Source organism: Litchfieldia salsa (assembly GCF_900104555.1).
GTDB classification, from domain to species: domain Bacteria; phylum Bacillota; class Bacilli; order Bacillales; family Bacillaceae_L; genus Litchfieldia; species Litchfieldia salsa.
The window spans coordinates 1-25,224 of the sequence record NZ_FNJU01000005.1 but is presented as its reverse complement, the minus strand read 5'-3'; the positions used below and the strand labels follow the sequence as shown (position 1 = coordinate 25,224).

The 25,224-nt window shown below is 36.5% G+C and carries 23 protein-coding genes; 10 read left to right on the top strand and 13 right to left on the bottom strand.

What is annotated here, in order from left to right; translation table 11 throughout:
* Window positions 1–341: 341 nt before the first annotated feature.
* The 3 genes from BLQ56_RS11535 to BLQ56_RS11525 form a co-directional block, all read right to left on the bottom strand.
* The gene (locus BLQ56_RS11535) at window positions 342–1,715 is read right to left on the bottom strand and encodes an ammonium transporter (RefSeq protein WP_090854076.1); all 1,374 of its coding nucleotides are present in this window, start codon (window positions 1,713–1,715) and stop codon (window positions 342–344) included.
* A 27-nt stretch (window positions 1,716–1,742) separates the two neighbouring features.
* The gene (locus BLQ56_RS11530; RefSeq protein ID WP_090854074.1) at window positions 1,743–2,084 is read right to left on the bottom strand and encodes a P-II family nitrogen regulator; all 342 of its coding nucleotides are present in this window, start codon (window positions 2,082–2,084) and stop codon (window positions 1,743–1,745) included.
* A 210-nt stretch (window positions 2,085–2,294) separates the two neighbouring features.
* A complete protein-coding gene (locus tag BLQ56_RS11525; RefSeq protein WP_090854071.1) occupies window positions 2,295–3,671 on the bottom strand; it encodes an MATE family efflux transporter in 1,377 nt (458 codons plus the stop codon).
* Window positions 3,672–3,794: 123 nt separating this feature from the next.
* Here BLQ56_RS11525 and BLQ56_RS11520 point away from each other — a divergent pair, with 123 nt between their 5' ends.
* Together BLQ56_RS11520 and BLQ56_RS11515 are read left to right on the top strand one after the other, a co-directional pair.
* Window positions 3,795–4,661, top strand: a complete 867-nt coding sequence (locus BLQ56_RS11520) for an AraC family transcriptional regulator (protein WP_090854068.1) — start codon at window positions 3,795–3,797, stop codon at window positions 4,659–4,661.
* A gap of 83 nt (window positions 4,662–4,744) precedes the next feature.
* Entirely contained in the window at window positions 4,745–6,088 is a 1,344-nt protein-coding gene (locus tag BLQ56_RS11515) for an alpha-amylase family glycosyl hydrolase (protein ID WP_090854065.1), read from the top strand.
* A gap of 843 nt (window positions 6,089–6,931) precedes the next feature.
* Here the strand turns inward: BLQ56_RS11515 and BLQ56_RS11510 are convergent.
* Entirely contained in the window at window positions 6,932–7,837 is a 906-nt protein-coding gene (locus BLQ56_RS11510; protein ID WP_090854062.1) for a nuclease-related domain-containing protein, read from the bottom strand.
* Window positions 7,838–8,148: 311 nt separating this feature from the next.
* The gene (locus BLQ56_RS11505; RefSeq protein WP_090854059.1) at window positions 8,149–9,009 is read right to left on the bottom strand and encodes an SDR family oxidoreductase; all 861 of its coding nucleotides are present in this window, start codon (window positions 9,007–9,009) and stop codon (window positions 8,149–8,151) included.
* A gap of 90 nt (window positions 9,010–9,099) precedes the next feature.
* Here BLQ56_RS11505 and BLQ56_RS11500 point away from each other — a divergent pair, with 90 nt between their 5' ends.
* Window positions 9,100–9,609, top strand: coding sequence for a GNAT family N-acetyltransferase (locus tag BLQ56_RS11500; protein ID WP_090854056.1), 510 nt, complete (start codon window positions 9,100–9,102; stop codon window positions 9,607–9,609).
* A gap of 52 nt (window positions 9,610–9,661) precedes the next feature.
* Here the strand turns inward: BLQ56_RS11500 and metH are convergent, their stop codons facing one another.
* The 3 genes from metH to BLQ56_RS11485 form a co-directional block, all read right to left on the bottom strand.
* Window positions 9,662–13,108 (bottom strand): methionine synthase, encoded by a 3,447-nt coding sequence (gene metH, locus BLQ56_RS11495; RefSeq protein WP_090854053.1) that lies wholly within the window; start codon window positions 13,106–13,108, stop codon window positions 9,662–9,664.
* A complete protein-coding gene (locus tag BLQ56_RS11490; RefSeq protein ID WP_090854050.1) occupies window positions 13,108–14,952 on the bottom strand; it encodes a bifunctional homocysteine S-methyltransferase/methylenetetrahydrofolate reductase in 1,845 nt (614 codons plus the stop codon). The genes metH and BLQ56_RS11490 overlap by 1 nt, the downstream gene beginning before the upstream one ends.
* Before the next feature lie 795 nt (window positions 14,953–15,747).
* On the bottom strand, window positions 15,748–16,239 hold the full coding sequence (locus tag BLQ56_RS11485; RefSeq protein ID WP_090854048.1) for a YajQ family cyclic di-GMP-binding protein: 492 nt from the start codon (window positions 16,237–16,239) through the stop codon (window positions 15,748–15,750).
* A 144-nt stretch (window positions 16,240–16,383) separates the two neighbouring features.
* On the opposite strand from BLQ56_RS11485, the gene BLQ56_RS11480 reads away from it, so the two are divergent.
* Window positions 16,384–17,244, top strand: a complete 861-nt coding sequence (locus BLQ56_RS11480; RefSeq protein WP_090854045.1) for a CvfB family protein — start codon at window positions 16,384–16,386, stop codon at window positions 17,242–17,244.
* 191 nt (window positions 17,245–17,435) lie between these two features.
* Here BLQ56_RS11480 and BLQ56_RS11475 read toward each other — a convergent pair whose 3' ends face one another.
* Together BLQ56_RS11475 and BLQ56_RS11470 are read right to left on the bottom strand one after the other, a co-directional pair.
* Window positions 17,436–17,567, bottom strand: a complete 132-nt coding sequence (locus BLQ56_RS11475; protein ID WP_090854042.1) for a DUF3941 domain-containing protein — start codon at window positions 17,565–17,567, stop codon at window positions 17,436–17,438.
* Between the two features lie 73 nt (window positions 17,568–17,640).
* On the bottom strand, window positions 17,641–18,501 hold the full coding sequence (locus tag BLQ56_RS11470; RefSeq protein ID WP_090854040.1) for a DegV family protein: 861 nt from the start codon (window positions 18,499–18,501) through the stop codon (window positions 17,641–17,643).
* Window positions 18,502–18,675: 174 nt separating this feature from the next.
* On the opposite strand from BLQ56_RS11470, the gene BLQ56_RS11465 reads away from it, so the two are divergent.
* A complete protein-coding gene (locus BLQ56_RS11465; protein WP_090854037.1) occupies window positions 18,676–19,521 on the top strand; it encodes a YitT family protein in 846 nt (281 codons plus the stop codon).
* Between the two features lie 45 nt (window positions 19,522–19,566).
* A complete protein-coding gene (locus tag BLQ56_RS11460) occupies window positions 19,567–20,436 on the top strand; it encodes a BsuPI-related putative proteinase inhibitor (RefSeq protein ID WP_090854034.1) in 870 nt (289 codons plus the stop codon).
* A 43-nt stretch (window positions 20,437–20,479) separates the two neighbouring features.
* Here BLQ56_RS11460 and BLQ56_RS11455 read toward each other — a convergent pair whose 3' ends face one another.
* The 3 genes from BLQ56_RS11455 to BLQ56_RS11450 all read right to left on the bottom strand — a co-directional run bounded on the left by BLQ56_RS11455 (window position 20,480) and on the right by BLQ56_RS11450 (window position 21,760).
* Window positions 20,480–20,677 (bottom strand): DUF3813 domain-containing protein, encoded by a 198-nt coding sequence (locus BLQ56_RS11455; protein WP_090854031.1) that lies wholly within the window; start codon window positions 20,675–20,677, stop codon window positions 20,480–20,482.
* Between the two features lie 2 nt (window positions 20,678–20,679).
* The gene (locus tag BLQ56_RS23515; protein WP_175490275.1) at window positions 20,680–20,832 is read right to left on the bottom strand and encodes a hypothetical protein; all 153 of its coding nucleotides are present in this window, start codon (window positions 20,830–20,832) and stop codon (window positions 20,680–20,682) included.
* Window positions 20,833–20,935: 103 nt separating this feature from the next.
* Window positions 20,936–21,760 (bottom strand): Cof-type HAD-IIB family hydrolase, encoded by an 825-nt coding sequence (locus tag BLQ56_RS11450; RefSeq protein WP_090854026.1) that lies wholly within the window; start codon window positions 21,758–21,760, stop codon window positions 20,936–20,938.
* A gap of 161 nt (window positions 21,761–21,921) precedes the next feature.
* On the opposite strand from BLQ56_RS11450, the gene yjfP reads away from it, so the two are divergent.
* The 4 genes from yjfP (at window position 21,922) to BLQ56_RS11430 (ending at window position 25,128) form a co-directional block, all read left to right on the top strand.
* Window positions 21,922–22,689 carry an esterase gene (gene yjfP, locus BLQ56_RS11445; protein ID WP_090854024.1) on the top strand — a complete coding sequence of 256 codons (768 nt, stop codon included), beginning with the start codon at window positions 21,922–21,924 and terminating at the stop codon, window positions 22,687–22,689.
* Between the two features lie 78 nt (window positions 22,690–22,767).
* On the top strand, window positions 22,768–23,079 hold the full coding sequence (locus BLQ56_RS11440; protein ID WP_090854020.1) for a metal-sulfur cluster assembly factor: 312 nt from the start codon (window positions 22,768–22,770) through the stop codon (window positions 23,077–23,079).
* Window positions 23,080–23,331: 252 nt separating this feature from the next.
* Window positions 23,332–23,925: a molybdenum cofactor guanylyltransferase gene (locus BLQ56_RS11435; RefSeq protein WP_175490274.1), complete on the top strand. Its 594-nt coding sequence runs from the start codon at window positions 23,332–23,334 to the stop codon at window positions 23,923–23,925.
* A gap of 84 nt (window positions 23,926–24,009) precedes the next feature.
* Complete coding sequence (locus BLQ56_RS11430) at window positions 24,010–25,128, top strand: TIGR04053 family radical SAM/SPASM domain-containing protein (protein ID WP_090854014.1); 1,119 nt, start codon at window positions 24,010–24,012, stop codon at window positions 25,126–25,128.
* The last annotated feature ends 96 nt before the right edge of the window (window positions 25,129–25,224 follow it).

Genomic DNA, 25,224 nt, shown 5'->3' with positions numbered 1-25,224 from the left:
TCCTTTTTTATAGAGACAACATAAAAATGTCGCACTCAATTTTGGTGTCTAGCTCCAGCGCCTAGCCCCTCGGGGTCATAAGTCGAATCACTACGGAAAACAAGATTTCCTGCGTGATTCGCCTAATGCCTGCCTGAGGCTGAACAGGCGCCTGTGCTTTTCGGTCAAAAAAAAAGCCCCTGTAACTGGAATACAGGGGGTGTACATACCTTTTAACTGGAGTCCAAGGCAGTACGACTACTACTTGTATAGTGAAAACTCTTAGGGGAATTGAAGAGTTCTATACACTTAATTTAAGTGTGGTTAAGTTAAACATTTATTAATTCGCGGTATACGCGGAATTAAGCATTTTTAGTTTTTGTACCTAAGCTATCTAACCGTTGTACTAATCCACTTCCGAAATCAGTTCCTGAAGGAGTTGGATTGTTTTCAGTTAAGATACTATCACGAAATTCATAAGCAGAAGAACCATGTTCAGCAAAGTCAAGACCTGAGATCTCTTCTTCACGAGAAACTCTGATTGGGCTTACCTTCATCATGATGAAGATTGATAAGGCCACAGTAGCTACTGTCCAAGCTATAACAGCTAGAACACCGATAGCCTGAACACCTAGAAGGGAAGCTCCACCACCGTAGAATAGACCACCTTCAGTTGCGAAGAAACCTACTGCGATTGTTCCCCATACACCACAAACACCGTGAACAGCGATTGCACCTACAGGGTCATCAAGCTTTAATCCTCTATCAAGGAATTGAACTGCTTCTATAAGAATCACACCAGCGATGAAACCGATGATGATAGCACCAACAAGAGAAACTGCAGCAGTACCTGCCGTAATACCAACAAGACCTGCTAATGCTCCATTCAAAGTTAATGAAGCGTCAATACGTTTGTAACGGAATAATGAGTAGAAAGCAGATCCTAAGACACCACATGAAGCTGATAATAAAGTTGTAGCAACAACGTGTGGAACTAATTCAGGATCAGCAGCTAAAGTACTTCCGCCGTTAAATCCAAACCAGCCAAACCAAAGGATGAATACGCCTAGTGCGCCTAAAGGAATATTACTTCCAGGGATTACATTTACTTTACCATTTGAGTATTTCCCAATACGAGCTCCTAAGAATTTAACTGTAACAATAGCACCAATAGCTCCTGTTAAGTGAACGACTGTAGAACCAGCGAAATCAACAAAACCTAACGCTGTCAACCATCCATCACCTTGCCATACCCAGTGACCAACAACAGGATAGATAAGACCTGTCATAAGAATAGTTAGGAACATATAGCTTCCAAGCTTCATACGTTCTGCTACTGCACCAGATATGATTGTGGCACATGTTGCAGCAAATACTGCCTGGAATACGAAGAATCCAATGTCATCTACACCAGCTAAGGCAAATCCATCAACACCGATAAATCCACCAGCGCTTGAGCCAAACATAAATCCATAACCTACTAAGAAATAAAGGACAGATGCAATTGAGACTGTTAGTATATTTTTCATTAGAATATTTAGTGTGTTTTTAGATCTAGTAAAACCGGATTCTACCATTGCGAACCCTGCATGCATAAAGAAAACCAAGAATGCTGCAACCATGATCCATGTGGAGTCAAGTGAAGCACTGACCGATTCTACTGTTGGACCATCTGCTGAAACGGCTGTTCCAATTAAAAAACTACTAGCTACCAATGCTGATATCTTCTTTTTCATTTGTTCCTCATCCTTTCATATTAAGAGTTAGACAATCGCTTGAACGCCATCTTCACCAGTGCGAATACGAATGGCATTTTCTACAGGTAAAATAAAAATCTTTCCATCACCGATTGTGTTAGTGCTGCATGTCGATTGAATAATCTGTACGATCTCATCAATATGTTCAGCTTCAACTACCATTTCAACTTTTACTTTTGGAAGGAGCTTAATCTCAAAAGCATTTCCTCTAAATAACCCCTGTTGCCCTTTTTGTTGACCACAACCTGCCACTTCAGAAACAGTTAGTCCGTTAATCCCTACACCTTCAAGCTTGTCGCGCAGTGCTTGAAAGTTTTCTGGTCTTATAATAGCCTCAACCTTTTTCATTCTTATTCCCCCTAAAATTAAATGTTATATTTTCTAACACCTTACGTTATGTAAGTTATCATATGTTAAATTCGCTAATAAATCAATAGAATTTTGAGAAAATTTTAAAAAAATACATAAAAAAATCAATCAAACGCTTACAAACTGAAGTTTTGTGTAAGGAAATCTGACATAAAAAAGCTAACCCGATAAGAGTTAGCTTGAAAATAATTAAGTTGAAGCTGCAACCTCATGCTTGGGTTGCGAATGTATAAAAGCTTTTTTCTCCCATGCTTTGGTTTTCCATCGCCAGAGCATGATGATTCCTCGGAGCCATTCATCTAAGATAAAGGCAATCCAAATGCCTATTAATCCATAACCTAGATAAATTCCAAGAAAGTACGAGATTGGAACTGCAATTCCCCACATTGAGAGGATTCCCATATATACTGGGAACTTAACATCGCCTGTGGCTCTTAATGCATTAATAATGATTAAGTTAAAAGCTCGACCAGGTTCAAGAATAATCGCAAGTAAGAGTAGCGTAGTGCCTAATTCAATGATACTTAGATTATTAGTGAAAATTGAAAATAATGGATCAGAGCTAAGCCAAAAGATGACCGCAAAGATAAAGCTAATAATTAAAGCTTTATTTAAGCTTTTTAGACAGGTAATATAGGCTTTACTTAGTTCTCTTGCACCAATCATCTGTCCGATTATGATTTGTGTTCCTTGAGCAATGCTGATGCTAAACAGTGAAATCAACATCATTAAATTGTGTGCATACACTTTCGTTGTCAATGCTTCGGTTCCTATCATTGTAATAAAAATGGTTATCACCATTTGAGAGCCACTATAGGAAAGATTCTCACCAGCAGAGGGGACGCCTATTCTTAGTAAGTTCTTTAAGTGTGATATTGGTAATTGAAATAAGCGTTTAAAAGGAAGTTCTTTATCAATCCGTTTGAATAATAGGTAAGTAATGGCGATTAAACCAATTGCTTTACTAATAACTGTTGATAATGCAACACCAAATACTCCTAAAACAGGTATTCCTAGTGGTCCAAATATAAATAAATAATTTCCTATGACGTTAATAAGATTCATACCAATTGTCACGTACATAGAATCTTTTGTATATCCATAGCTTCTGATTATTGCTCCAATTGTCATAATTAAAGCTTGAAGAAAGGCTGTGCCTCCAACTAGTTTTAGATATGAATTAGCTTCATCTAAAAGTTCAGTTGGTAGATCCATAAATTTTAACATGTTTACACTGAACAGAATTACAATTCCACTGAGGAATAAACTAAAGACGAAATTAGCTGCAATGGAAACTACTGATATTTCAGCAGCCTCCTTAAATTGTTTAGCTCCAAAATATTGCGCAACTAAAACGGAGGTACCTGCTGCTATAAAACCAAACATTACGATAAATACATAAAATATTTGATTAGCTACTCCAACAGCAGCTACTGAATTATCCGAGTATTGACTAAGCATTAATGTATCTGCATTTCCCATAAGCATATGAAGTAATAATTCTATGAATATCGGCCATGTTAGAGCAAACAGGGTTATTTTCTTCGTGGTAGTAGTTACTTTCATTGTGTCACTCCCTTTGACGATTCCGATGTGAAAAACAATTCCTAGTTTATAGTGAATCCGTTATAATAAAAAGAGATAGAATCGACTGAGTTTGGAATATAACGACATAAAAGGTGGTCTATAATGACAGTATTACATATTGATGTTCCCCCATTTCCAGTATTTGTGAAAATGGGAGAAGCAACACTCCCAGTGGGGAAGAAACATTTTAAACGAACTTTTTCAGTGTTTGATCTGATTTATGTTGTTGAAGGAAAAATGTTTCTTTCAGAAGATAATAGTAATTTTGAGATTGGAAAGGGAGAATATATTTGCTTATTACCTGGTCTAGAACATTTTGGGTATAAGGGGTGCGAGGTTGAAACGAAGTATTTTTGGATTCACTTTAGAATCCAAGAAGAGTTTCTTATAAAAAAACGTAAAGAAATTAATTGGGGAAATATTCTTGTGTCAGAAGGAGACTTTGTCACCCCAAGTAAATATGTTTTTCAAATTCCTAGGTTTGGAAAAGTAAATCAGTCTAATTATATAGAAAGTATCTTTGAAAACATGCTTAATGTTGGTGTAACAAATACTCCTGATTTTCCTTTGAGGCAACAAATTTACTTTGAGGAGTTATTACTTCAACTACAAAAAGATGTTATGACAATTCCGACTGCAACTGAGAATGTAACTGAAAAAACATTGAACTATATCCAACGAAATTACAAAGAGGATATTAAAATGGATGATATTGCGAGAGAACTTCATTTTCACTCTGATTATATTACGAGATGTATGCAAAAAACGATAGGGATGAGTCCTATCCATTATTTAAATAAGTACCGTATTGCCCAAGCGAAAAGACTATTAACAAACACAAATGACAAGGTAATGACAATTTCTAAAAGCATCGGAATTCAGGACCATACGTATTTTTCAAAATTATTTAAGAAAGTAGAAGGAGTTAGTCCATCAGAATATAGACAATTTTCTCAAAGAGAAAGTTAAGTGTGATCTGGTTTGACTGTATTGATTTAATTGGGTAATGTAAGAGAGTTCACGATGTTCGAAAAATTTAGGAGGATCTTATAATGAAAGGCTTTAAGCGAGTATTATTCTTATTGTCATTTCTTCTATTGATTACTGTTCCTGTACATGCGACAAGTGTTAATGGAAGTAATGAGGTTATCTATTCGATCATGGTAGATCGATTTAATAATGGTGATCCAACAAATGATTATGATGTAAATACAAATGACCAACATGCATATCACGGTGGAGATCTAAAAGGAATTTCTGCAAAGTTAGATTACATAAAGGATATGGGCTTTACGACTATATTACTTTCATCCATTTTTGGAAATGGACAAAAATATAAAAGTGGAGACCAAATTGATTATTTCGAGGTCGACCAACATTTTGGATCAATCGAGGATTTGAGGTCTCTTATTGGTGACGCACATGAGAAAAATCTAAAGGTGATGATTGAGTTTCCAGCGTCTGCTTCAATAAATGAGGATGAATTACTCAATGCAGGAGCAATGTGGGTAAACGAAACGGGGATTGACGGTTATCATTTAACAAATATGAATCAGGTTTCTGTCGATTTTTGGGTGGATTTTTATCAAGAAATAACGAATGTAAACAAAGAGTTTCTCTTCATAGCCGAGGCAAATAAATCCGACTTAGAGACATATAAATCAGTAGGATTTACTTATTTAGCAGATCCTACAATTTATCAGGAAGCAGCAAGCATCTTGAGTGATTCTGATCAATCATTTAGTGATAGTATTATTGATACTGAGCAGCTTTCAGTAAAGTATGTAGATAGTAAAGATACAATTCGTTTTACTAGACGTTCATTAGAAAATGAAGAACATCCTGTCACGCGTTTAAAATTAGCACTTTCCTATTTATATCTTACACCTGGTGTACCAATTATTTATTATGGAACTGAAATTGTTCAGGATGGGGGAGAGCCTCCAACAAATAGTCCGCTTATGAACTTCCGTACAGATGATGAACTTGAGAAATATATGACAATGCTTAGTAAGATTAGAAGTGGTGTTCCATCAATTACAAAAGGGAATTATGATGTGCTTCATCAAACAGAAGACGGAATGCTTGTACTTAAAAGTACATATGAAGAAAGAACTGATATTGTCGTTATCAACAATTCAACTAAGACACAAAAGGTGACAATCAATTCTGAGGAATTAGACGATAATAAACAATTAAGAGGATTAATTGAAGAAAATGTTTTTGTTGAAGAAGCTGGAGAATATACCATCATCCTTGATCGTGAAAAAGCAGAAGTGTTTCATTTGGAAGACCGTCAAGGTATCAACATTGGTTTTGTTCTTACAATAGTTATTATCCCACTATTAATGATTGTCTTTTTTATTCTGAACCGTCGTAAGCATCAGAAGCGTTAAGAGAAGGTCTATCCATTCTATTAGAATGGATAGACCTTTTTTATGAGTGTTATTAATGTTTATGTTGTTCTTTATGGTGATTCTAAGTTGAAATATATTTTTTTTTGAGTTCTAAGAGAAGTGGCTATAGGACAAAATGGATAAGGGAATCATAGGGTTTGTCTGTTAGAAGCTGTCTATTGAACAAAATGGATAGGCGAATCATAGAGTTTGTCCGATAGAAGCTGCCTATTGAACAAACGAGATAGGCGCAGCAGTGAGAATGTCCAATAGAAGCTGTCTATTGAACAAAATGGATATGGGGATCATAGAGTTTGTCCGATAGAAGCTGTCTATTGAACAAAACAGATAGGCGAATCATAGAGTTTGTCCGATAGAAGCTGCCTATTGAACAAACGAGATAGGCGCAGCAGTGAGAATGTCCAATAGAAGCTGTCTATTGAACAAAATGGATATGGGGATCATAGAGTATGTCCGATAGAAGCTGTCTATTGAACAAAATGGATAGGCGAATCATAGAGTTTGTCCGATAGAAGCTGTCTATTGAACAAAACAGGTAGGCGAATCATAGAGTTTGTCCGATAGAAGCTTCCTATTGAACAAACGAGATAGGCGCAGCAGTGAGAATGTCCAATAGAAGCTGTCTATTGAACAAAACAGGTAGGCAAATCCTAGGATTTGTCCGATAGAAGCTGTCTATCGAACAAAACGTTCCGGCAAAACAGTGAGAATGTCCAATAAAGCCGTCTATCGAACAAAACACATAGGTATAGCTATGAAAGTGTCTATAAGAATCTGTTAACATCCCAAAATCCTAACTTATTAATCTATGAAATCAACTAATCACTTATATCGAGTCCATTTACAATCTCCAATTTTTGTTAGGTGTTTATTTAGTGTTCTATTTATCTTTTTCTGTGACTCGATGATCTTACACCATTCATGTATTTTGGAACTTGTAACCTTTTGATCAGGAAAAAGGAGTTTGAATTCCTGGGTGCTCCTTATTATTGCTGAATCAACCTTTTCTTTGTTTCCACAGTTTGTGCACAAAGCCTGCTTTCCTAGAATAGACGTTGAAATAGAGTAACAGACATTACAGGTAATTCCTTTTTTTAACTGTTGATATTCATAGGTAGGAAACAGTGAATAAGACGATTTACTTATATGCAAAGAAATTATTTTATCGGCAAGAGATTGATGATAATCTTTTAAATTTGAAGGTTGGATTTGAAGTTTTTTCAAAAAGCGGTTGATTTGTGTTGGATAAATAAAAGGCAGGGCAGGCGGAGCTTGATATAAAGTGAATTCGGGGTTTACAAAAATCACATATGCTTCTATGGTAAATTTACACCCGATATTCTGCAGCAGTTGTCTGAGTAAGGATTTACTTCGTTTAAGTTGATCAAGAGGATTCTTGTATTCCTTTCCAGAAGTTGTGTTAAAAATATCAATATCATAACAATAATCTCCCTCAAAGTTTTTTATCTCGAAAAGGTAGATGCTTTCTTGATGTATCATTAATGAATCAATCTGGAACGTTGTCCTGTTAATCTCAAACTGTAAATCAATTAAAATATAATAGTCACATAGAAACTTCTCGAGAAGTACATCAAATTGTACTTCTCCCCTAAAGCCTTTTTCTAGGTTTGAATAATACTTCTGATCATCCTCAAGTAAATCAGACCGATTGTTTAATGCTCTAAAAGTTTTCAATACATCTGATTCAGTTCTGTTTTTATAGATCATTTCCCATTTCCTTTCTTAGTACAAACTTTATTTAATCATAATAAAAAAACATGCCTAATCGGAAGAAAAGAAAGAATGTTTTGTTAACATTTCTCTATTTTAGTCGATTTAGCATGTTTTTAGTGAAGGAACTAAGTCTATTTTGGTTTTATAGGAAATTATAAAATTCGAATTTAGTTTTGGTATCTAGCTCTAGCTCCAGCGCCTAGCCCCTCGGGGTCATAAGTCAAATCACTTCAGAAATCAAGATTTCCTGCGTGATTCGCCTTATGCCTGTCGGGGCTGACCAAGGCGCTTGCGCTTTTCCTTTTTTATCCGTTCACAACTTCTCCGCCGTTCACATGGATCATTTGACCGGTAATATATGATGCGTCATCACTTGCTAGAAAAACATAGCTTGGTGCAACTTCTTCAGGTTGACCAGCACGTTTCATTGGTGTGGTTGTTCCGAATTTCGCTACTTGGTCACTAGGAAATGTTGATGGGATAAGTGGTGTCCAGATAGGTCCAGGTGCCACCCCATTAACCCGAATACCCTGTCCTACCAATTGTTGGGAAAGTGAACGAGTAAAGGTAACGATTGCTCCTTTTGTAGCAGAATAATCGATTAGCTGTTCATTACCCTTATATGCTGTGATCGAAGCGGTATTGATAATAGAGCTCCCTTTTTGTAAGTGAGGTAAGGCTGCCTTTGTCAGATAAAAGAATGAGAAAATATTCGTTCTAAATGTTTTTTCTAGCTGTTCTGAAGTAATGTCAGCAATGCTTTTTTGTGGATGCTGTTCAGCTGCATTGTTGACTAGAATATCTAGTTTTCCAAACGTATCAATGGTTTCTTTCACAATACTTTGACAAAACGCTTCATCCCCAATATCGCCGGAAATTAAAAGACATTTTCGTCCTTCTTGTTCGACTTGCTTTTTAGTCTCTTGTGCATCACTGTCTTCGTTTAGATAAACGATGACAATGTCAGCACCTTCTTTGGCATAGTAGATAGACACTGCTTTGCCAATACCACTGTCACCACCAGTAATGATGGCTACCTTGTTTTTTAATTTCCCACTTCCTTTATAACTAGCATCTTCAGAAATTGGGGTCGGATTCATTTTTGATTCAACACCAGGTTGTTGATCTTGATGTTGAGCAGGTTGTCCTTTTGCTTGATTACTCATAAAATACCTCCTAATATGTAAAAGATGGAAAGATGGAAAGAATGTACTACATACCTTTATTAATCTTTATTTATCAAAGGAGGATTATACATGGAAATCAATATTCGTGAAGGAAATATAGAAGACGCTGGACAATTAATAAAGCATATACAGGTAGTACTAAATGAATCGAACTTTATGCTAACTTCTCCTGAGGAATATCAAGCAAGTATTGAAAAGCAAGAAAAGTGGTTAAAAGAATTTGACAAGGACGGTACGTTATTGTTGGTTGCAGAGGTTGGAAATTCAATTATAGGTGTACTTGATTTTGAGTTATGTAGAAAAAGAAGAATCTCGCATGTTGGCTATCTTAGCATTAGTATACAAGAGGAGTACTGTAACAAAGGGATCGGGCATTTACTAATGGATGAACTTCTTCATTATGCAAAACAACATCCTAAGATTGAAAAAGTATGTCTTGAGGTATTTTCACATAATGAAAGGGCAATCCACTTCTATAAAAAGCTTGGATTTAAAGAAGAGGGGAGGAAAGTGAAATTTGTAAAATTTGATGATGGAGAATATGTGGATGAGATTGAAATGTATATGTTTGTTAATTGATCGAAAAAAAGGCTTGAGTTATCTCTCGAGAGACTCAAGCCTTTTCAATCATTTATAAAACGTTAAAATATCTAGCTTCTGGATGAGCAAAAACCATTGCTGTAACAGATGCTTCAGGTTCCATCATAAAACCATCTGTTAGTTGGATTCCGATTTGTTCTGGTTGAAGCAGGTTAAATAGCTTTTCTTGGTCCTCAAGGTCAGGACAAGCTGGGTAACCGAATGAAAAGCGTTGTCCTTGATATTTAGCAGCAAAACGTTCTTGCATGGTAAAATCAGGACTGTCTGAGAATCCCCAACGGTCACGCATTAGTTGATGAACGCGTTCAGCAAGACCTTCAGCTGTTTCAAGAGCTAGTGCTTGAATAGCATGACTTTTCAGGAAGTCACCATCAGCTTTATATTTTTGAGCAATTTCACGAACTCCACTTCCTGCAGTAACTGCAAAAAATCCTACATAATCCATTTCGCCACTATCTACTGACTTTAAGAAGTCAGATAAGCAAAGAAAAGCACCCTTTTCTTGTCGTGGAAACGTAAACGTTTTAATCACTTTTTTATGATTTTCAGGGTCATATATAATAACGTTATTCCCATCGCTTTGAGCAGGGAAGAATTGATAAAGAGCCGATGGATTAATAAGGGAATCTGTTTTTGCTTTTAAGATTAATTCATCAATCATTTCTTTAAGCTTCGTTGCTTTTTCATCGCCTGCTTCTAATAATTGGTTTACCTTTCCTTTAAGACCTAGATGATGACCAATCAGCATTTGCATATTAATATATGGTTCAATTTGTGCTAAGCTAAACTGTTTTAGAACATGTAATTTTGTATCCTGTGGAACGAACACTGGCGCTGACGTTGAAACGTTTGAGCGTGTTAACACAGCGGTGGTTGATTTTGATACTTGGACAGTTTCTTTCGCTAGTGCCTGTTGTTTTGTTCTTTTTTCTTCAAGTTCAATTAATAATTCTTTATATTGCTCTTTATTTTGCAGTCGGTTAGCTAAGGATAAACCATCCATAGCATCTTTTGCATAAAGTACAGGTCCTGTATATTCAGGGGAAATTTTATTATCTGTAAATTTACGTGAAAGTGCTGCTCCACCAACTAAAATAGGTACTGAAATACCAGCTTGTTTAAGGTCCTGTGCAGTGATCACCATCTGTTGTGCTGATTTAACAAGTAACCCAGATAATCCTACAATATCTGGTTTTTCCTCTTGTATAGTTGCAATTAATTGTTGAGGTGTCACTTTGATGCCAAGGTCTACAACTTTAAAGCCATTATTACTTAAAATAATATCAACAAGGTTTTTCCCGATATCATGAACATCACCTTTAACTGTTGCTAAAATGACTTTACCCTTGCCACTATCATCTTTCTTCTCCATGAATTGTTCAAGATAAGCAACAGATGTTTTCATGACTTCAGCACTCTGCAGAACCTCTGCTACAATCAACTCGTTATTATTAAAGAGTTTACCTACGGTGGCCATGCCTTCCATTAACGGTCCATTAATAACATCGAGCGGAGAAGGGTATTTTTTAAGAGCTAATTCTAGATCTGGAAGAAGTCCTTCCTTTGTTCCTTCAATAATATAAAAAGCTAATCTTTCTTCAAGATTCAAGTTAGTTGTTGTTGTTTTTGCTTCCTTCTTTTTCCCTCGATAAAATTCAGTGAAATCTTCTAATGTTTTATCAGTTGTATTAAATAATAAGTCTTCAGCCTGCTTAATCTCATCTTTAGCTATTGAAGCGAATCGTTCTAGTTTTTCAGTATTAACAATTGCGTAATCTAACCCAGCTTGAGTGCAGTGGTAAAGATATACAGCATTTAAAACTTCTCGACCAACAGGTGGGAGACCAAATGAAACGTTACTTACTCCTAAGATTGTTAAACAGTCAGGCAGTTGTTCCTTAATGAGCTTAATTCCCTTGACGGTTTCAGTCGCTGAACCAATATATTGTTCATCACCTGTCCCGACAGGGAAAACAAGTGGGTCGAAAATGATATCTTTAGGATTTAGGCCATACTTATTAACTAACAGGTCATGTGAGCGTTGAGCGATTTCAAGTTTTCGATCTGCTGTAACAGCCATTCCAATTTCATCAATCGTCCCTACAACAACTGCACCACCATATTGCTTGATTAGTGGGACCACCATCTCAAATCGTTCTTCTCCATCTTCAAGGTTAATTGAATTAATGATTGCTTTTCCTTGTGAAAAGGCTAATGCTCGTTCAATTACTTTTTCGTCTGTTGAGTCTATCACAAGTGGAACCTTGACCTTTTTAGTTACATATTGAATAAAGTTTTCCATATCTTCAAGTTCATCACGGTCAGGGTCAGCCAAGCAGATATCAATAACATGTGCACCATTCTTAACTTGTGCGCGTGCAACTTCAGAAGCTTCTTCGTATTTTTCCTCAGCAATCAATCTCTTAAATTTCCTAGATCCAATTACATTTGTTCTTTCACCTACAAATAAAGGTCTCATACTGTCATCATAGATTAACGGTTCAATTCCTGAAACCGCATGTGGATGTGAAGCGGCTGGGACTTCTCTTGGTTGAATATCTTTTACAATTTCAGCCATTGCACGTGTATGAGCAGGAGTCGTTCCACAACATCCACCAACAAGATTTAACCAACCTTTGTCTACAAACGCTTTTAATTTTTGTGCCAAAGATTCTGGAGATTCATGGTACTGCCCTTCTTCATCAGGTAATCCGGCATTAGGATAACAACTAACGGCTGTATTTGCTAGGTCTGATAATGAACGGATATGATCAGTCATAAACTCTGGGCCTGTTGCACAATTTAGTCCTACTGCAAGAGGCTTCATGTGCTCTAGTGATAAGTAGAAAGCTTCAATATTTTGTCCTGCTAATGTTGTTCCCATCGGTTCAATGGTTCCTGAAACAATGAGAGGAAGAGTAATGCCTGTTTTCTGAAAGGCTTCATTTATCCCTATGAACGCTGCTTTTACATTTAACATATCTTGACTTGTTTCGAGCAAAAGTAAATCTACATCCCCTATAATTAGTCCACGGGCCTGTTCTTCATAATTTTTAATAAGTTCCTCAAACGTAGTTCCACCAGTCACTGATAAGGTTTTTGTAGTTGGACCCATCGAGCCAGCAACAAACCGTGGCCACTTTGGGCTTGTGAACTTTTCGACAGCCTCTCTAGCTAGCTTAGCTGACTTTATATTAATCTCAAGGGCAAGATGTCCGATGTCATATTCATCAAGAACGATACTTGTTGCCCCAAATGTATTCGTTTCAATAATATCTGCACCAGCTTCTAGGTATTCCTCGTGAATCCTAGTAATCGTTTCAGGAGAGGTCAATGTGAGGTATTCATTACAACCGTCATATTCTTCACCACCGAAGTCTTCTGCTGTAAGGTTTGCGTCCTGAATCATTGTCCCCATAGCACCATCGATTACAAGGATTTTTTTGGAAAGTTGTTGTTCTATGATTGATTTGCTCATTAATGAACCTTCCTTTCAATTGCTGCAAGCTCTTTATTTTTGATGTAGTTCGTTAATTCTACTGTCATCTCATAACGCAAGAAGGGGGTTATTAAGTAAATGCCATTAAACAAGTCGAATGCAACATCGATTAATGACTTTGCGATTGCGATTCCTTCTTCTTGAGCCTTCTGTGGATCTTGGTCAGCATTTTCCATTCGCTCACGAATTGACTGAGATAGAGTAATCCCAGGAATTTCATGGTGAATAAAGTTCGCATTTCTTGCACTAGTTAACGGCATGATCCCTATATATATGGGTGCGCTTAAATGTTTTGTATGTTCATAAACATCAATGATTTGTTTTTCATTATATAATGGTTGTGTAATAAAGTAATCAGCACCACAATCAATTTTCTTTTCAAGTCTTTTCACTGCTTTATCAAGGTGTCTAACGTTAGGATTAAAAGCTGCAGCGATTGAGAAGTTTGTTTTTTGACCTAAGGATTTCCCGGAATAAGAGATACCTTCGTTAAACTGTTTAATCAAGCTTATAAGATCAAATGATGAAACATCGTAAACAGAGGTTGCACCCGGAAAATCACCAATTTTAGAAGGATCTCCAGTGACGGCTAACACTTCATTCAGACCAAGTGTATGTAACCCCATTAAATGTGACTGTAACCCAATTAAATTTCGGTCACGGCATGTTATGTGAATTAATGGGTTGATATTAAACTGTTGTTTTAAAATACTCCCACACGCTAAATTACTGATTCTCGGACTAGCTAATGAATTGTCAGCTAATGTAACCGAATCAACACCTGCTTGATGTAAAGCTTTTGCTCCTTGTATAAATTTTTGAACACCTAGTTTCTTAGGTGGGTCAAGTTCAACGATCACAGAACGGCGACTTTTAACGATTTCATGGATTGGTGTTGTATGGTTAGGTATTTTAACTTCAGTTGTAATTTCTACCTGTCTATTCTTAACCGATTTATCAGTTACTGGTGGCAAACCTCTCAATGCTTCTGAAATTGCTTTAATGTGTTTGGGAGATGTTCCACAACAACCACCTATTAACCTGACTCCTTCTAATCTGAATAGTCTTGCACTTTCTCTAAAATAATCTTCATGTGTTTCATAAACAAGTCTGCCTTCCACATACTCGGGTAGACTAGCATTTGGATAAACTGAAAGATAAGCTTTTTTCGGGAGAGGAACTTCCTCTAAAGAGCGAATCATATGATGTGGGCCTAATCGACAGTTAATCCCAATCACATCTGCACCAAGATTTTCTAATTCGGAAAATGCGTCTGCAAGATGAGTACCATCTTGCAGTACACCTACTTCATGAAGTGAAACATTTGCAATAATAGGCTTATTGGTTTCTCTTTTTACAATTTGAAGAACTGTTTTTAATTCTTCAAAATCATAGTATGTTTCTAGCAAAATTCCATCGACACCTTGGTCAAGTAAGACTGTCAGCTGTTCTTCGAAACTACGTTGAATTTCCTCGAGACTAATGGTTGTTTTCTGAAAGCTTCGAATTCCTCCTATTGTACCTACCACATATGCTTGGTTACCTGCTGCTTCCTTAGCGATGGTAACGGCAGCTTTGTTTATTTCTACCACAGAATCCTCTAAACCATACCGAGCGAGTTTTTGGTAGTTGGCTCCATAAGTATTTGTTTGAATCACGTTAGCTCCTGCTTCGATATAAGCTTCATGTATGAACTTAATTTGGTCTGGTTTTGAGAGATTTAATTCTTCAAAACAACTGTCAATTCCATGTAAATGTAACAATGTACCTATGGCGCCATCACCTATTAAAATCTTGGTTTCTAATTCTTCAAGTAATCCCATATTAGTTCCTCCTTGTATTTTGTGAGATAATCTAACATAAAAAAAGCCTTCTATAAGAAGAAGACTTGAAATTTGGAGTTTCGCTTCTCCTTATCTTTCGAATTTTTTACAATTCGCTGGATTTAGCACCTGGTCAATGGAGGGGAGATTTTTCACCTAGTTGGGTGTGTGGTTGTGAATAAAAGAATGGATTTTTGCAAATCCATTCTTTTATTCCAACTTGGGTCTCGTTAAGGTCTTTGTAGCGGGTGCAGGTGGATTTTGATTTTTGATGAGCGTCGCTCATCAATTTCAACTTCGTTGAAATACGGTATAAATATGAAAGCAGATGAGGAAAACGAGTTTTCCTCAGTTGCTTTCATATTTATACCTAAAATCAAAATTCACATTTTGCTAGTAAGACTTTCCCTCGATTGACTGGTTGCTGAAACTTCATTGGGCCAGTCCCTCTGTTTCTCTTGATAAGAATGGGTGTATTAAATTTTGGTATTGCTTAAATGCTTTAGCATGTAAAAGCTTATTAGTATAATTTATCTGAAAGTTACAATAAAATCAATAGAATATTTTGCTAATGTGTTATTTTTGTGAATTTTAATAAAAGAAAAAGGGAGGAGAACTTAGCGTTCTGGCTCCCTTTTTATAAGTTAATGATGGTATGAATTTTTCAATGCAGTTTTGTTGTCTAGCTCCAGCGCCTAGCCCCTCGGGGTCATAAGTCAAATCACTTCAGAAATCAAGATTTCCTGCGTGATTCGCCTTATGCCTGTCGGGGCTGAACAGGCGCTTACGCTTTTCTTAACGATAGTTAAGAAATTGCACATCAATCGGTAAGTCTGCTTCTCTGATTGCAGAAATAATTTGTTGGAGGTCATCTCTGCTTTTGGCACTGACCCGAATTTGGTCATCCTGTATTTGGCTTTTAACTTTAAGCCCACTATTTTTAATAATTGTGTTTATCTTTTTTGCATTTTCTTTATCTATTCCTTGAACAAGACTTGCCTTTTGACGGACGGTTCCACCTGTAGCACCCTCAATTTTTCCATATTGAATATTCTTTGTTGCCACACCACGTTTAATTAATTTTGAAACAAGCACGTCCTTAAGTTGTTCAAGTTTATAGTCATCGTCAGAGATGAGAACTAATTCTTCTTTTTCTAGGCTAATATCACTTTTACTTCCTTTAAAATCATAGCGGGTTTTAATTTCTTTTAGGGCAATATTTATTGCGTTGGAGACTTCTGGTAAGTCTACCTTTGATACAATATCAAATGAGCTTTCTTTTGACATAGTTTACCTCCGTATACTTTTCTTATCTTTGATTATAGTAAAATAATGCAGGAAGAACAACTTATACCAAAAAAGTGTTATAATAGCTTCTTAATTGGGTTACGATTTTAATAAGAGAACTAAGAGAAAGAAGGACTTACATATATGGATGAATTACAAGCTGGAACTGTAGTTAGTTTAATGGTGGATCGAGATGCACCATTTGGCTTTTTTTTGACGAATGGGGACGAGGATGTTCTACTCCACAAGAAAGATATCACAGAGGACTTTAATGAAGATGACCGCAATACAGTGTTCTTATATCAAGACCATCAAGGGAGACTTGCAGCCACAATGACAATACCAAAGGTGCAGATTGGTATTTATGATTGGGTTGAAGTTGTAGAAGTGAAGCCAAGCCTCGGTGTTTTTGTCAATATTGGCATTAGTAAAGATGTATTAGTTTCAAAGGATGATTTACCAGGTGTTGATCATATATGGCCTGCAAAAGGAGATATGCTGTTTTGTAGCTTAAAAACAGATAAGAATGGTCGTTTATTTGGTAAGCTTGCAACAGAAGATGTAATTAGAACAGTCTCTAAACCTGCATCAAAAAATGATTTTAATAAAAATGTATCAGGCACTGTATATCGTTTATTATTAGTCGGATCATTTGTCTTAACAGAAGAAGGATACATCGGTTTTATCCATGAAACAGAGAGACGTGAAGAGCCTCGTCTTGGTCAAAAAGTGGAAGGTCGTATTATTGATGTTAAAGAGGATGGTTCGGTCAACCTATCACTATTAGGAAGAACACATGAACTACTTGATAGTGACTCAGAGCAATTGTTCTCATATATGGAAAGCAGGGACGGGGCAATGCCATACTGGGATAAGAGTGATCCTGACGATATTCAAGAGAGATTCCAAATGAGTAAGGGTGCTTTTAAACGTGCTTTAGGCAGATTGATGAAGGACGGCAAGGTCTACCAAAAAGATGGATGGACATACTTTAAAAAAGAATAGAGAAAAGAGCAAACCTTTGCGGTTTGCTCTTTTGTTTTTTGCAAGAAAACATAAAAGTTTCATACTTAGTTTTAGTGTCTAGCTCCAGCGCCTAGCCCCTCGGGGTCATAAGTCAAATCACTACGGAAAACAAGATTTCCTACGTGATTTGCCTTATGCCTGTCGGGGCTGAACAGGCGCTTGCGCTTTTCTTATAGATGATCTGTTTTCTTAGAATACTGATGCTTTCCCATTTCACGATTTTTTTCGGCTAACATATTTTTTTCATGATTCATCGCATTATGATCTTTAGCTTTTTTATCATTATCACTAGTCTTAGACATACATTACACTCCCTTAAAGTTACTAACTACTTCGATGTTAGCATTTCCACTGGTGTATAAAGTATGTAGTATTCTAGGATCGATTTTGATTTAAAAAGAAGATCGCAATTGTACCAGGACCGGCATGTGAACCTACAGATGCACCGATCATATTTGTGAACACAGACTTACATCCAAACTTTTCTTCAATAAGACGTTTGTATTCGTTCGCCGTTTCAAAATCATCACCATGACTAATCGCAATGGTTTGATCTTCCAAATTGGTCCCGCGTTCCTCAATAATGTCTAAAATGCGTTTTATGACTTTCTTTTTCCCACGAATTTTTTCGAGTGGTATTAGTTTTCCATTCTCAACATTAAGAATCGGTTTGATATTTAATAAACTACCAACAAAGGCAGCGGTTTTTGTTACTCTTCCACCTCTTGCTAAATATTCTAAATCATCAACAGTAAAAATGTGCTCCATATGTGTGGCCTTATCCTTAACAACGTTTATGATTTCTTCTTTAGAAGCCCCTTTAGTTGCTAATTCAGCAGCAGCCTGAACAACTAGTCCTAATCCAAGAGATGCACATTTTGTATCGATAATGGTTAAATCAAAATCTGGATATTCATCCAATACCTCCTGCTTCATCATCAGAGCTGTTTGATAAGTTCCTGATAACTCAGATGAAAAAGCAATATAAATACCAGATTGTTTGTTGCTAGCTAACTTTTGAAATTCCTCTTTAAAGAAATGGGGAGACACTTGTGTCGTCTTTGGTGCCGCTCCATTTCTCATTTTTGCATAAACTTCACCTGGATTAATGGAAACTAAATCAAGAAAGTCTTGACCATCTAAATGAACACCTAGTGGGAAAAGGGTTACATTCGAATTTTTAAAAAAATCTAATGGCAAGTCGCTAGCACTATCTGCAAGTATTTTAACGTTCATTCCATCGCCTTCTTTCAAGATTTTCTTAACAATGATTATAAAATAATGGCTCTTTTGTTTAGTGTAGCTAGATTAAAGAAAAAAAACAATCTTTCTCTATTAATATTACGAAAAAGGCTAAATAATAAAAGAAATGTCCAAACTATAAAGAATCCTAAGGGAGGTCTGATATAAATGGTTACATTACAGATTAAAAAAGCGATTGTCGTTATTTTAGGGGCATTACTTAATGCAATAGCTCTTAATATGTTTTTAATCCCGGCAGATGTATATTCAAGTGGTTTTACCGGTGTGGCACAGCTCATTTCGCGAACGCTTGAGGTATACTCGCCATTTTATCTATCGACTGGTATTTTACTATTAATGTTAAATATTCCCGTCGCTCTTATTGGTTGGCAAAGAATAGGGAAATCGTTCACAATTTATAGTTTTCTTTCCGTAGCTGCGACAACATTATTTCTTTCAATAGTCCCAATATATAAGCTTTCCGACGATATTATTCTGAATGCTGTTTTTGGTGGAGTAATAATTGGAATTGGAGTGGGATTCACTTTAAAATGGGGAGCTTCAACCGGTGGGCTAGATATAGTCGCTATGATTTTATCTAGAAAAAAGGATAAACCAATTGGTACATACTTCTTTACTATGAATTCGTTTATTATTCTGACTGCTGGTTTTTTGTATGGTTGGGAAAAAGCCTTATATACTTTGGTGTTTATCTATGTGTCTACAAGAGTAATTGATGCCATTCACACACGTCATGAAAAGTTGACAGCCATGATTGTTACAAAGAAAGCTGAGGAACTAAAAAAAGCAATACATGAAAAATTGGTAAGAGGAATTACCCTAATTCCAGCAAAAGGGGCATTTACAAATGAAGAGAAAAACCTGATGATAATAGTAGTAACAAGATATGAACTTTTTGATTTAGAACGAGTAATTAAATCGGTTGATCCGAACGCATTTACTAATATCGTTCAGACTACAGGCATTTTTGGTTTCTTTCGAAAAGAAACGTAACCTTTTATCATAAGTTACGACTAAGTTAAAAAGGAGGCAATTATAATGAAAAAAATCTTTCTTTTACTGTTGGTGCTTGGTACAGTTCTTGCTGGTTGTGGGACGAGTGAAAACATAACCGAGGAATCACAAAAGGAAATCCCGGTGAATGGTAGTACGGTTGAGGATAATCCTTCTGAAGTCCCGGCTGAAGAAGTGACTGGAGATGTTGATGCATTGTTAAGCAATCTTGATGCAACGATTGAATCAAAAGCTAGTGCAGGAGAAGCGGTTTTTACAATTACTGTAAAAAACACAAGTGAAGAGGATATTAATTTAACCTTCACTTCTGGACAAAAGTATGAAATTTATATAAAAGATACTAAAGGCGTGGAGGTTTATCGATATTCAATTGATAAGTCATTCATCATGGCTCTTCAAGATCTTGAGATTAAAGCTGGTGAAGAGGTTTCTTGGCAAGAGGTATGGGATTATAAACAAACAGGCGAAAGAGTCCCAAGTGGTGAATATACTGCAACTGTTGAAATTATCGCTTCACAAATAAATGGAGTTAAAGTACCTGTTGCACATACACTTAAAGCTGAAACTAAGGTAAGTGTTCCTGAAGAAAATGTGGCATTTCGTAATATACAAGTAATGGGTGGTAATGGTGAATATAAGGTAACAGGGGAAGCAAGAGTCTTCGAAGGCAGCTTTTTCTATTCTGTAGAAGATGGTCATGAGTATGTGATACAAGAAACTCCATTTTTAACAAAAGAAGGAGCTCCAAATTGGTCCGCTTTTGAAATAAACCTAACAATTCCGCTTGAGAAACTTCCTTCAAATGGTACTTTAACTCTTCAATTATTTGAAAGAAGTGCTAATGATGGTTCGATTGTTAATACTTATCACGCTAAATTAGAGCAGTTTCAATAAGAATTGATAAGGCTGTCCTAAAAATAGGACAGCCCACATTTGATTATTGTAATTGATCTAATCGATCTTGAAGGTCATGCAGCTGTTCTTTCTCAGCAGTGGTAGAATTCGCAAACGCTGAAGATAACGCATTTTTGGCAACATTCATTGCTTCAATAGGACATAAGTCCACCTGACCAGCTTGTGCTTTTTCTGCAATTGCAACCGTCTCACGAGCTTGTTGAAATAATGGATTAGCCATTTTTATATCCCTCCATATGAGGAAGTTTCTACGTTTTGTTTTTTCTTTTCTTCAGCTTCTGCTAGTGTCGAATGATAAGGGAAACGCTCTGAATACTTTTGAAGAGAATCCACGCCATCTTTAACAAATCGCTTCGATTTATTACTCTTACCCATTCGTAATTCCCCCTTTTTAAGCTAAGAACAGCAACGCTTTTTGTTTAAGCGTCGATATTATTTTGTGTCTTTTTCCGCTTTTTATGAAAGGGAATCCTTGGTGCTATTTAGTTAATGAAAGATTTAGAAAATCTTCTAAGTATATAGCTATACCGTCTTCTTCATTAGTTAGAGTAGTATCGTTCGCTATGTTTTTCAATTGTTCAATCCCATTTCCCATAGCAATCCCGTGGCCAGCAAACTCAATCATCTCAAAATCATTATCTTCATCACCAAAAGCAATAATTCGCTCTTTAGGAATACCAAAATCCTCAGCAATTCGTTTTAGTCCGACGGCTTTATTCATCCCAGCTTTCACAATTTCTATCACATGCCAGGGGGCACCCCATTTCCGATGGTCGATGACCTCTGCATGGACATCAGATAAATGCTTGCGAATATGTTCAACATTGTCTTCTTTAGGATGAATTAATAATGCTGTTGGATCATGATGAAGAATTTGGCGCAAATCACCAGTTTGAGTGGTTGGATCTCCCAGACTAAAAATGTCTAAAAGCTTCTCATCATGGTAGTGGAAATACACATCATCAATGACCTCGGCTAAAATATTATGTGCTTCAAAGGCCTCACTCGCTTCAACGATTTCTTTAACTGTTTGAAGTTCTAATGGTTCGTGATAAACCCCCCATTTATTATTCAATGGGTGATGGATATAAGCTCCATTGAAGTTCACAATCGGTGTATTCAGGCCAAGTTCTTTATAATACATTGCACTGGAGCGATAAGGTCTACCGGTTGAAATAATGACAATATGACCCTCTTCACGAGCTTTGCTAATCGTTGCTTTTGAACGGTCAGAAATGGTTTTATTGTCACTTAATAATGTTCCATCAAGGTCTAACGCAATTAAATGTTGTTTTTTAGGCATAGGAGAAGCTCCTTTAAGAATGTATTGGTAATACTAACTTAAGCAATAACGATGGCAAACGTCAAATGTTTTAATGCATATTTTTTCCATCTTTATTTTGTCCATGATAAACTATGTATATGTTTTACACTTAGAAGTATTTCCTAAAGGGGCAAAGTCAGATGGTTATTATTGAAAATAAAACAATTGCACAAATACCCACTTTACATATAGTAAAGGAACATTTACAACAACAAAAATTACCACTTATTTTTTTTATACATGGTTTTACAAGCGCGAAGGAGCATAACCTGCATTTTGCTTATCTTTTGGCAGAAGAGGGGTATAGAGTAATCCTCCCTGATTCACTCTATCATGGTGAACGTGCATTAGAAGGACAGGGAAAAGAATTGACCTTTAAATTTTGGGATATCGTACTTCAAAATATTAAAGAATTGTCATTTATGAAAGAAGAGCTTGTAGCTCAAGATTTAGTAGATGTTAATCGTATTGGGTTAGCGGGGACATCTATGGGTGCTATTACAATGTTTGGGGCACTGACTCAGTATGAGTGGGTTAATACTGCAGTTAGTTTAATGGGAAGCCCACATTATGAGGGTTTTTGTCGTGGGTTAATTGCTGGGATTAAACAGCAAGGGCATACACTCCCGGTTAGTGATCAACAATTAGAAAGGCAAATAGCGGAACTTGCAGAATTTGATTTAGGTAAACAACCAGAGTTACTAAAAGGTCGTCCTATTTTGTTTTGGCACGGGAAACAAGATGAAGTTGTTCCATATCAATATACGTTTGATTTTTATAAAAGAATTTTACCATACTATGAAGGTAAAGAAGATCAACTCAAATTTATTGAAGATCCAAAAGTTGGTCATAAAGTATCAAGGGAAGCATTGCTTGAAACGGTAGAATGGTTCAAGACACACCTATAATTGTGACCCGTATTACTTTGGTTATTCAGTTATTTTCGTTATACTTAAAATAGAATGTAACAAAAAGGAGGGCTAAACTTGGATAAGGCATTAGAAGAAAATATTATGGGCGCATTAGAAACAGTTAATGACCCAGAACTTGGCGTAGACATTGTTAATTTAGGATTAGTTTATGGTGTAGAGTTGGATGATGAAGGAATTCTTACAGTAACAATGACGTTAACATCTATGGGATGTCCATTGGCAGGTACGATTGCTGAAAATGTTAAGGCTGTGTTAGCAGATCTACCAGAGATTAAAGAGGTAGATGTCAATATTGTTTGGAATCCACCATGGTCAAAGGATAAAATGTCTAGATATGCAAAGATTGCATTAGGTGTAAGAGACTAAGCTTGTTAAAGGAGGGTTGTCAAGATGATAACCTTCTTTTTTATTGGTTTGGAATGCTAGTTTCTAGCAGGCTGAATACACGTAGACTCCAGCGGGATCAGTGGCCAAAGTGAGACCCCACAGGAGCAATTGCGACGAGGAGGCTCACGGGTCACCCGCAGGACGCGGAGTGTATTCAGCCTGCGGATTTAAAGCAACAATTATTCGAAAGCAGACACTTTATTAGACAAAACCTGAGGATGGATGGTGAGCATGAATAAATATAGAAAGACCATTGGTATCTTGTTAGTAGGTGGAGAATCAAGGCGTTATGGAGGGGAAAAAGCGTTTGCTCGCTTTAACAATAATTACTTATTTCAGCATTCATTTCAAATTTTAACGGAGTGTTGTGATGAAGTAGTCATTATCAGTCATCCTAGATTGAAAAGTCGTATTGAAGACATGGTAGATGTAAAAGTCATTGAGGATATACCGATATATAGAGGTTTGGGGCCACTTGCTGGCATCTATTCTGGAATGAAAGAAATGTGTGGTGATTGGTATGTAGTATTACCATGTGATACACCAAAAATGGAACAGAGTATTATCAAAACGTTACTTAATCATCGAGATGACGATTTAGATGCAGTGATACCAGTGATAAAGAATCGACTTCAACCATTAATTGGCGTTTATTCAGCACATACTGAAATGAGTATCAAGAAATTGCTTGATCAGAACGTACTAAAGATGACTGCATTATTAGAAGAATGCAATGTTTTATACTTGAAAGAGGATGTTTTAGGATGTTCTGAAGAACATTTTAAAAATATTAATTTCTTCACTGACTTAGAAAATCTCTCTTGAGCTGAATCTGTGTGATTTGTTTAACATACCGATTGAAATGTGAATGCTACAATATCTCTATTAAGGCAAAGGAGGTTGTTCCTCGTGTTTGATAGAGATTTTAATCATGATCCATTTATAGTCATTTGGGAGCTCACCAGAGCTTGTGAGTTGAAATGTTTACATTGTCGTGCAGAAGCACAATATCTCCGCGATCCACGCGAATTAACAATTGAAGAAGGTAAACAATTAATAGATGATATTTATTCAATGAATAATCCAATGCTTGTATTTACGGGTGGGGATCCATTGATGAGACCGGATGTGTATGAGATTGCAGGATACGCAATAAAGAAAGGTGTCAGAGTCTCAATGACACCAAGTGCTACACCAAATGTGACAAAAGAAGCGATCGAAAAAGCAAAAGAAGTTGGTCTTTCAAGATGGGCATTTAGTTTGGATGGACCAACTGCCGAAATCCATGACCATTTCAGAGGGACAAGTGGTTCGTTTGACTTAACAATGAATGCGATAAAGTATTTACATGAACTGGAAATTCCAATCCAAATAAATACGGTTATTTCAACTTACAATATTGATGTGCTTGAAGAGATGGCTAAGCTTGTTGAAGAGCTTGAATGTGTGCTCTGGAGTGTGTTTTTCCTAGTACCAACTGGACGTGGGAAAAAACAGGATATGATTTCGCCTGTTCAACATGAACAAGTTTTCAGGTGGCTTTATCAGCTAAGTAAGAAAGTCAAGTTTGATATAAAAACAACCGCTGCACAACATTACCGTAGAGTGGTAATACAGTCGAAAATGAAAGAGACAACAGTTGAAAAAACAAAAGTGCAATATAGAGATGCGCTTATGGAAGGCAAAACAGGATCATTTGATGGACTTGGCAGAGCACCAAAAGGTGTAAACGATGGTAATGGCTTTGTTTTTATATCTCATATTGGTGATGTATTCCCAAGTGGTCTCTTACCAATTAAAGCAGGGAATGTCCGTGAAACTCCTTTGCCAGAGATCTATCGGAATTCACCAATCTTCCAGGAGTTAAGAAATCCTGATTTATATAAAGGGAAGTGTGGAGTATGTGAGTATCGTTATGTGTGTGGAGGTTCACGCTCCCGTGCCTATGCGATGACAGGGGACTATATGGAAAGTGAACCATATTGTGTGTATGTACCCGAATCACTAAGACATAAAAGTAAGGCGTAAAGAAAAAAAGGTTAGGGAAAAAGTATTAAGGTCTATACTTAGTTTAGGTGTCTAGCTCCAGCGCCTAGCCCCTCGGGGTCATAAGTCAAATCACTA

Coding starts and splice junctions, on each gene's coding strand:
- BLQ56_RS11535 (WP_090854076.1), bottom strand. CDS start 1,715: ATGAAAAAGAAGATATCAGCATTGGTAGCTAGTAGTTTTTTAATTGGA.
- BLQ56_RS11530 (WP_090854074.1), bottom strand. CDS start 2,084: ATGAAAAAGGTTGAGGCTATTATAAGACCAGAAAACTTTCAAGCACTG.
- BLQ56_RS11525 (WP_090854071.1), bottom strand. CDS start 3,671: ATGAAAGTAACTACTACCACGAAGAAAATAACCCTGTTTGCTCTAACA.
- BLQ56_RS11520 (WP_090854068.1), top strand. CDS start 3,795: ATGACAGTATTACATATTGATGTTCCCCCATTTCCAGTATTTGTGAAA.
- BLQ56_RS11515 (WP_090854065.1), top strand. CDS start 4,745: ATGAAAGGCTTTAAGCGAGTATTATTCTTATTGTCATTTCTTCTATTG.
- BLQ56_RS11510 (WP_090854062.1), bottom strand. CDS start 7,837: ATGATCTATAAAAACAGAACTGAATCAGATGTATTGAAAACTTTTAGA.
- BLQ56_RS11505 (WP_090854059.1), bottom strand. CDS start 9,009: ATGAGTAATCAAGCAAAAGGACAACCTGCTCAACATCAAGATCAACAA.
- BLQ56_RS11500 (WP_090854056.1), top strand. CDS start 9,100: ATGGAAATCAATATTCGTGAAGGAAATATAGAAGACGCTGGACAATTA.
- metH (WP_090854053.1), bottom strand. CDS start 13,108: ATGAGCAAATCAATCATAGAACAACAACTTTCCAAAAAAATCCTTGTA.
- BLQ56_RS11490 (WP_090854050.1), bottom strand. CDS start 14,952: ATGGGATTACTTGAAGAATTAGAAACCAAGATTTTAATAGGTGATGGC.
- BLQ56_RS11485 (WP_090854048.1), bottom strand. CDS start 16,239: ATGTCAAAAGAAAGCTCATTTGATATTGTATCAAAGGTAGACTTACCA.
- BLQ56_RS11480 (WP_090854045.1), top strand. CDS start 16,384: ATGGATGAATTACAAGCTGGAACTGTAGTTAGTTTAATGGTGGATCGA.
- BLQ56_RS11475 (WP_090854042.1), bottom strand. CDS start 17,567: ATGTCTAAGACTAGTGATAATGATAAAAAAGCTAAAGATCATAATGCG.
- BLQ56_RS11470 (WP_090854040.1), bottom strand. CDS start 18,501: ATGAACGTTAAAATACTTGCAGATAGTGCTAGCGACTTGCCATTAGAT.
- BLQ56_RS11465 (WP_090854037.1), top strand. CDS start 18,676: ATGGTTACATTACAGATTAAAAAAGCGATTGTCGTTATTTTAGGGGCA.
- BLQ56_RS11460 (WP_090854034.1), top strand. CDS start 19,567: ATGAAAAAAATCTTTCTTTTACTGTTGGTGCTTGGTACAGTTCTTGCT.
- BLQ56_RS11455 (WP_090854031.1), bottom strand. CDS start 20,677: ATGGCTAATCCATTATTTCAACAAGCTCGTGAGACGGTTGCAATTGCA.
- BLQ56_RS23515 (WP_175490275.1), bottom strand. CDS start 20,832: ATGGGTAAGAGTAATAAATCGAAGCGATTTGTTAAAGATGGCGTGGAT.
- BLQ56_RS11450 (WP_090854026.1), bottom strand. CDS start 21,760: ATGCCTAAAAAACAACATTTAATTGCGTTAGACCTTGATGGAACATTA.
- yjfP (WP_090854024.1), top strand. CDS start 21,922: ATGGTTATTATTGAAAATAAAACAATTGCACAAATACCCACTTTACAT.
- BLQ56_RS11435 (WP_175490274.1), top strand. CDS start 23,332: ATGAATAAATATAGAAAGACCATTGGTATCTTGTTAGTAGGTGGAGAA.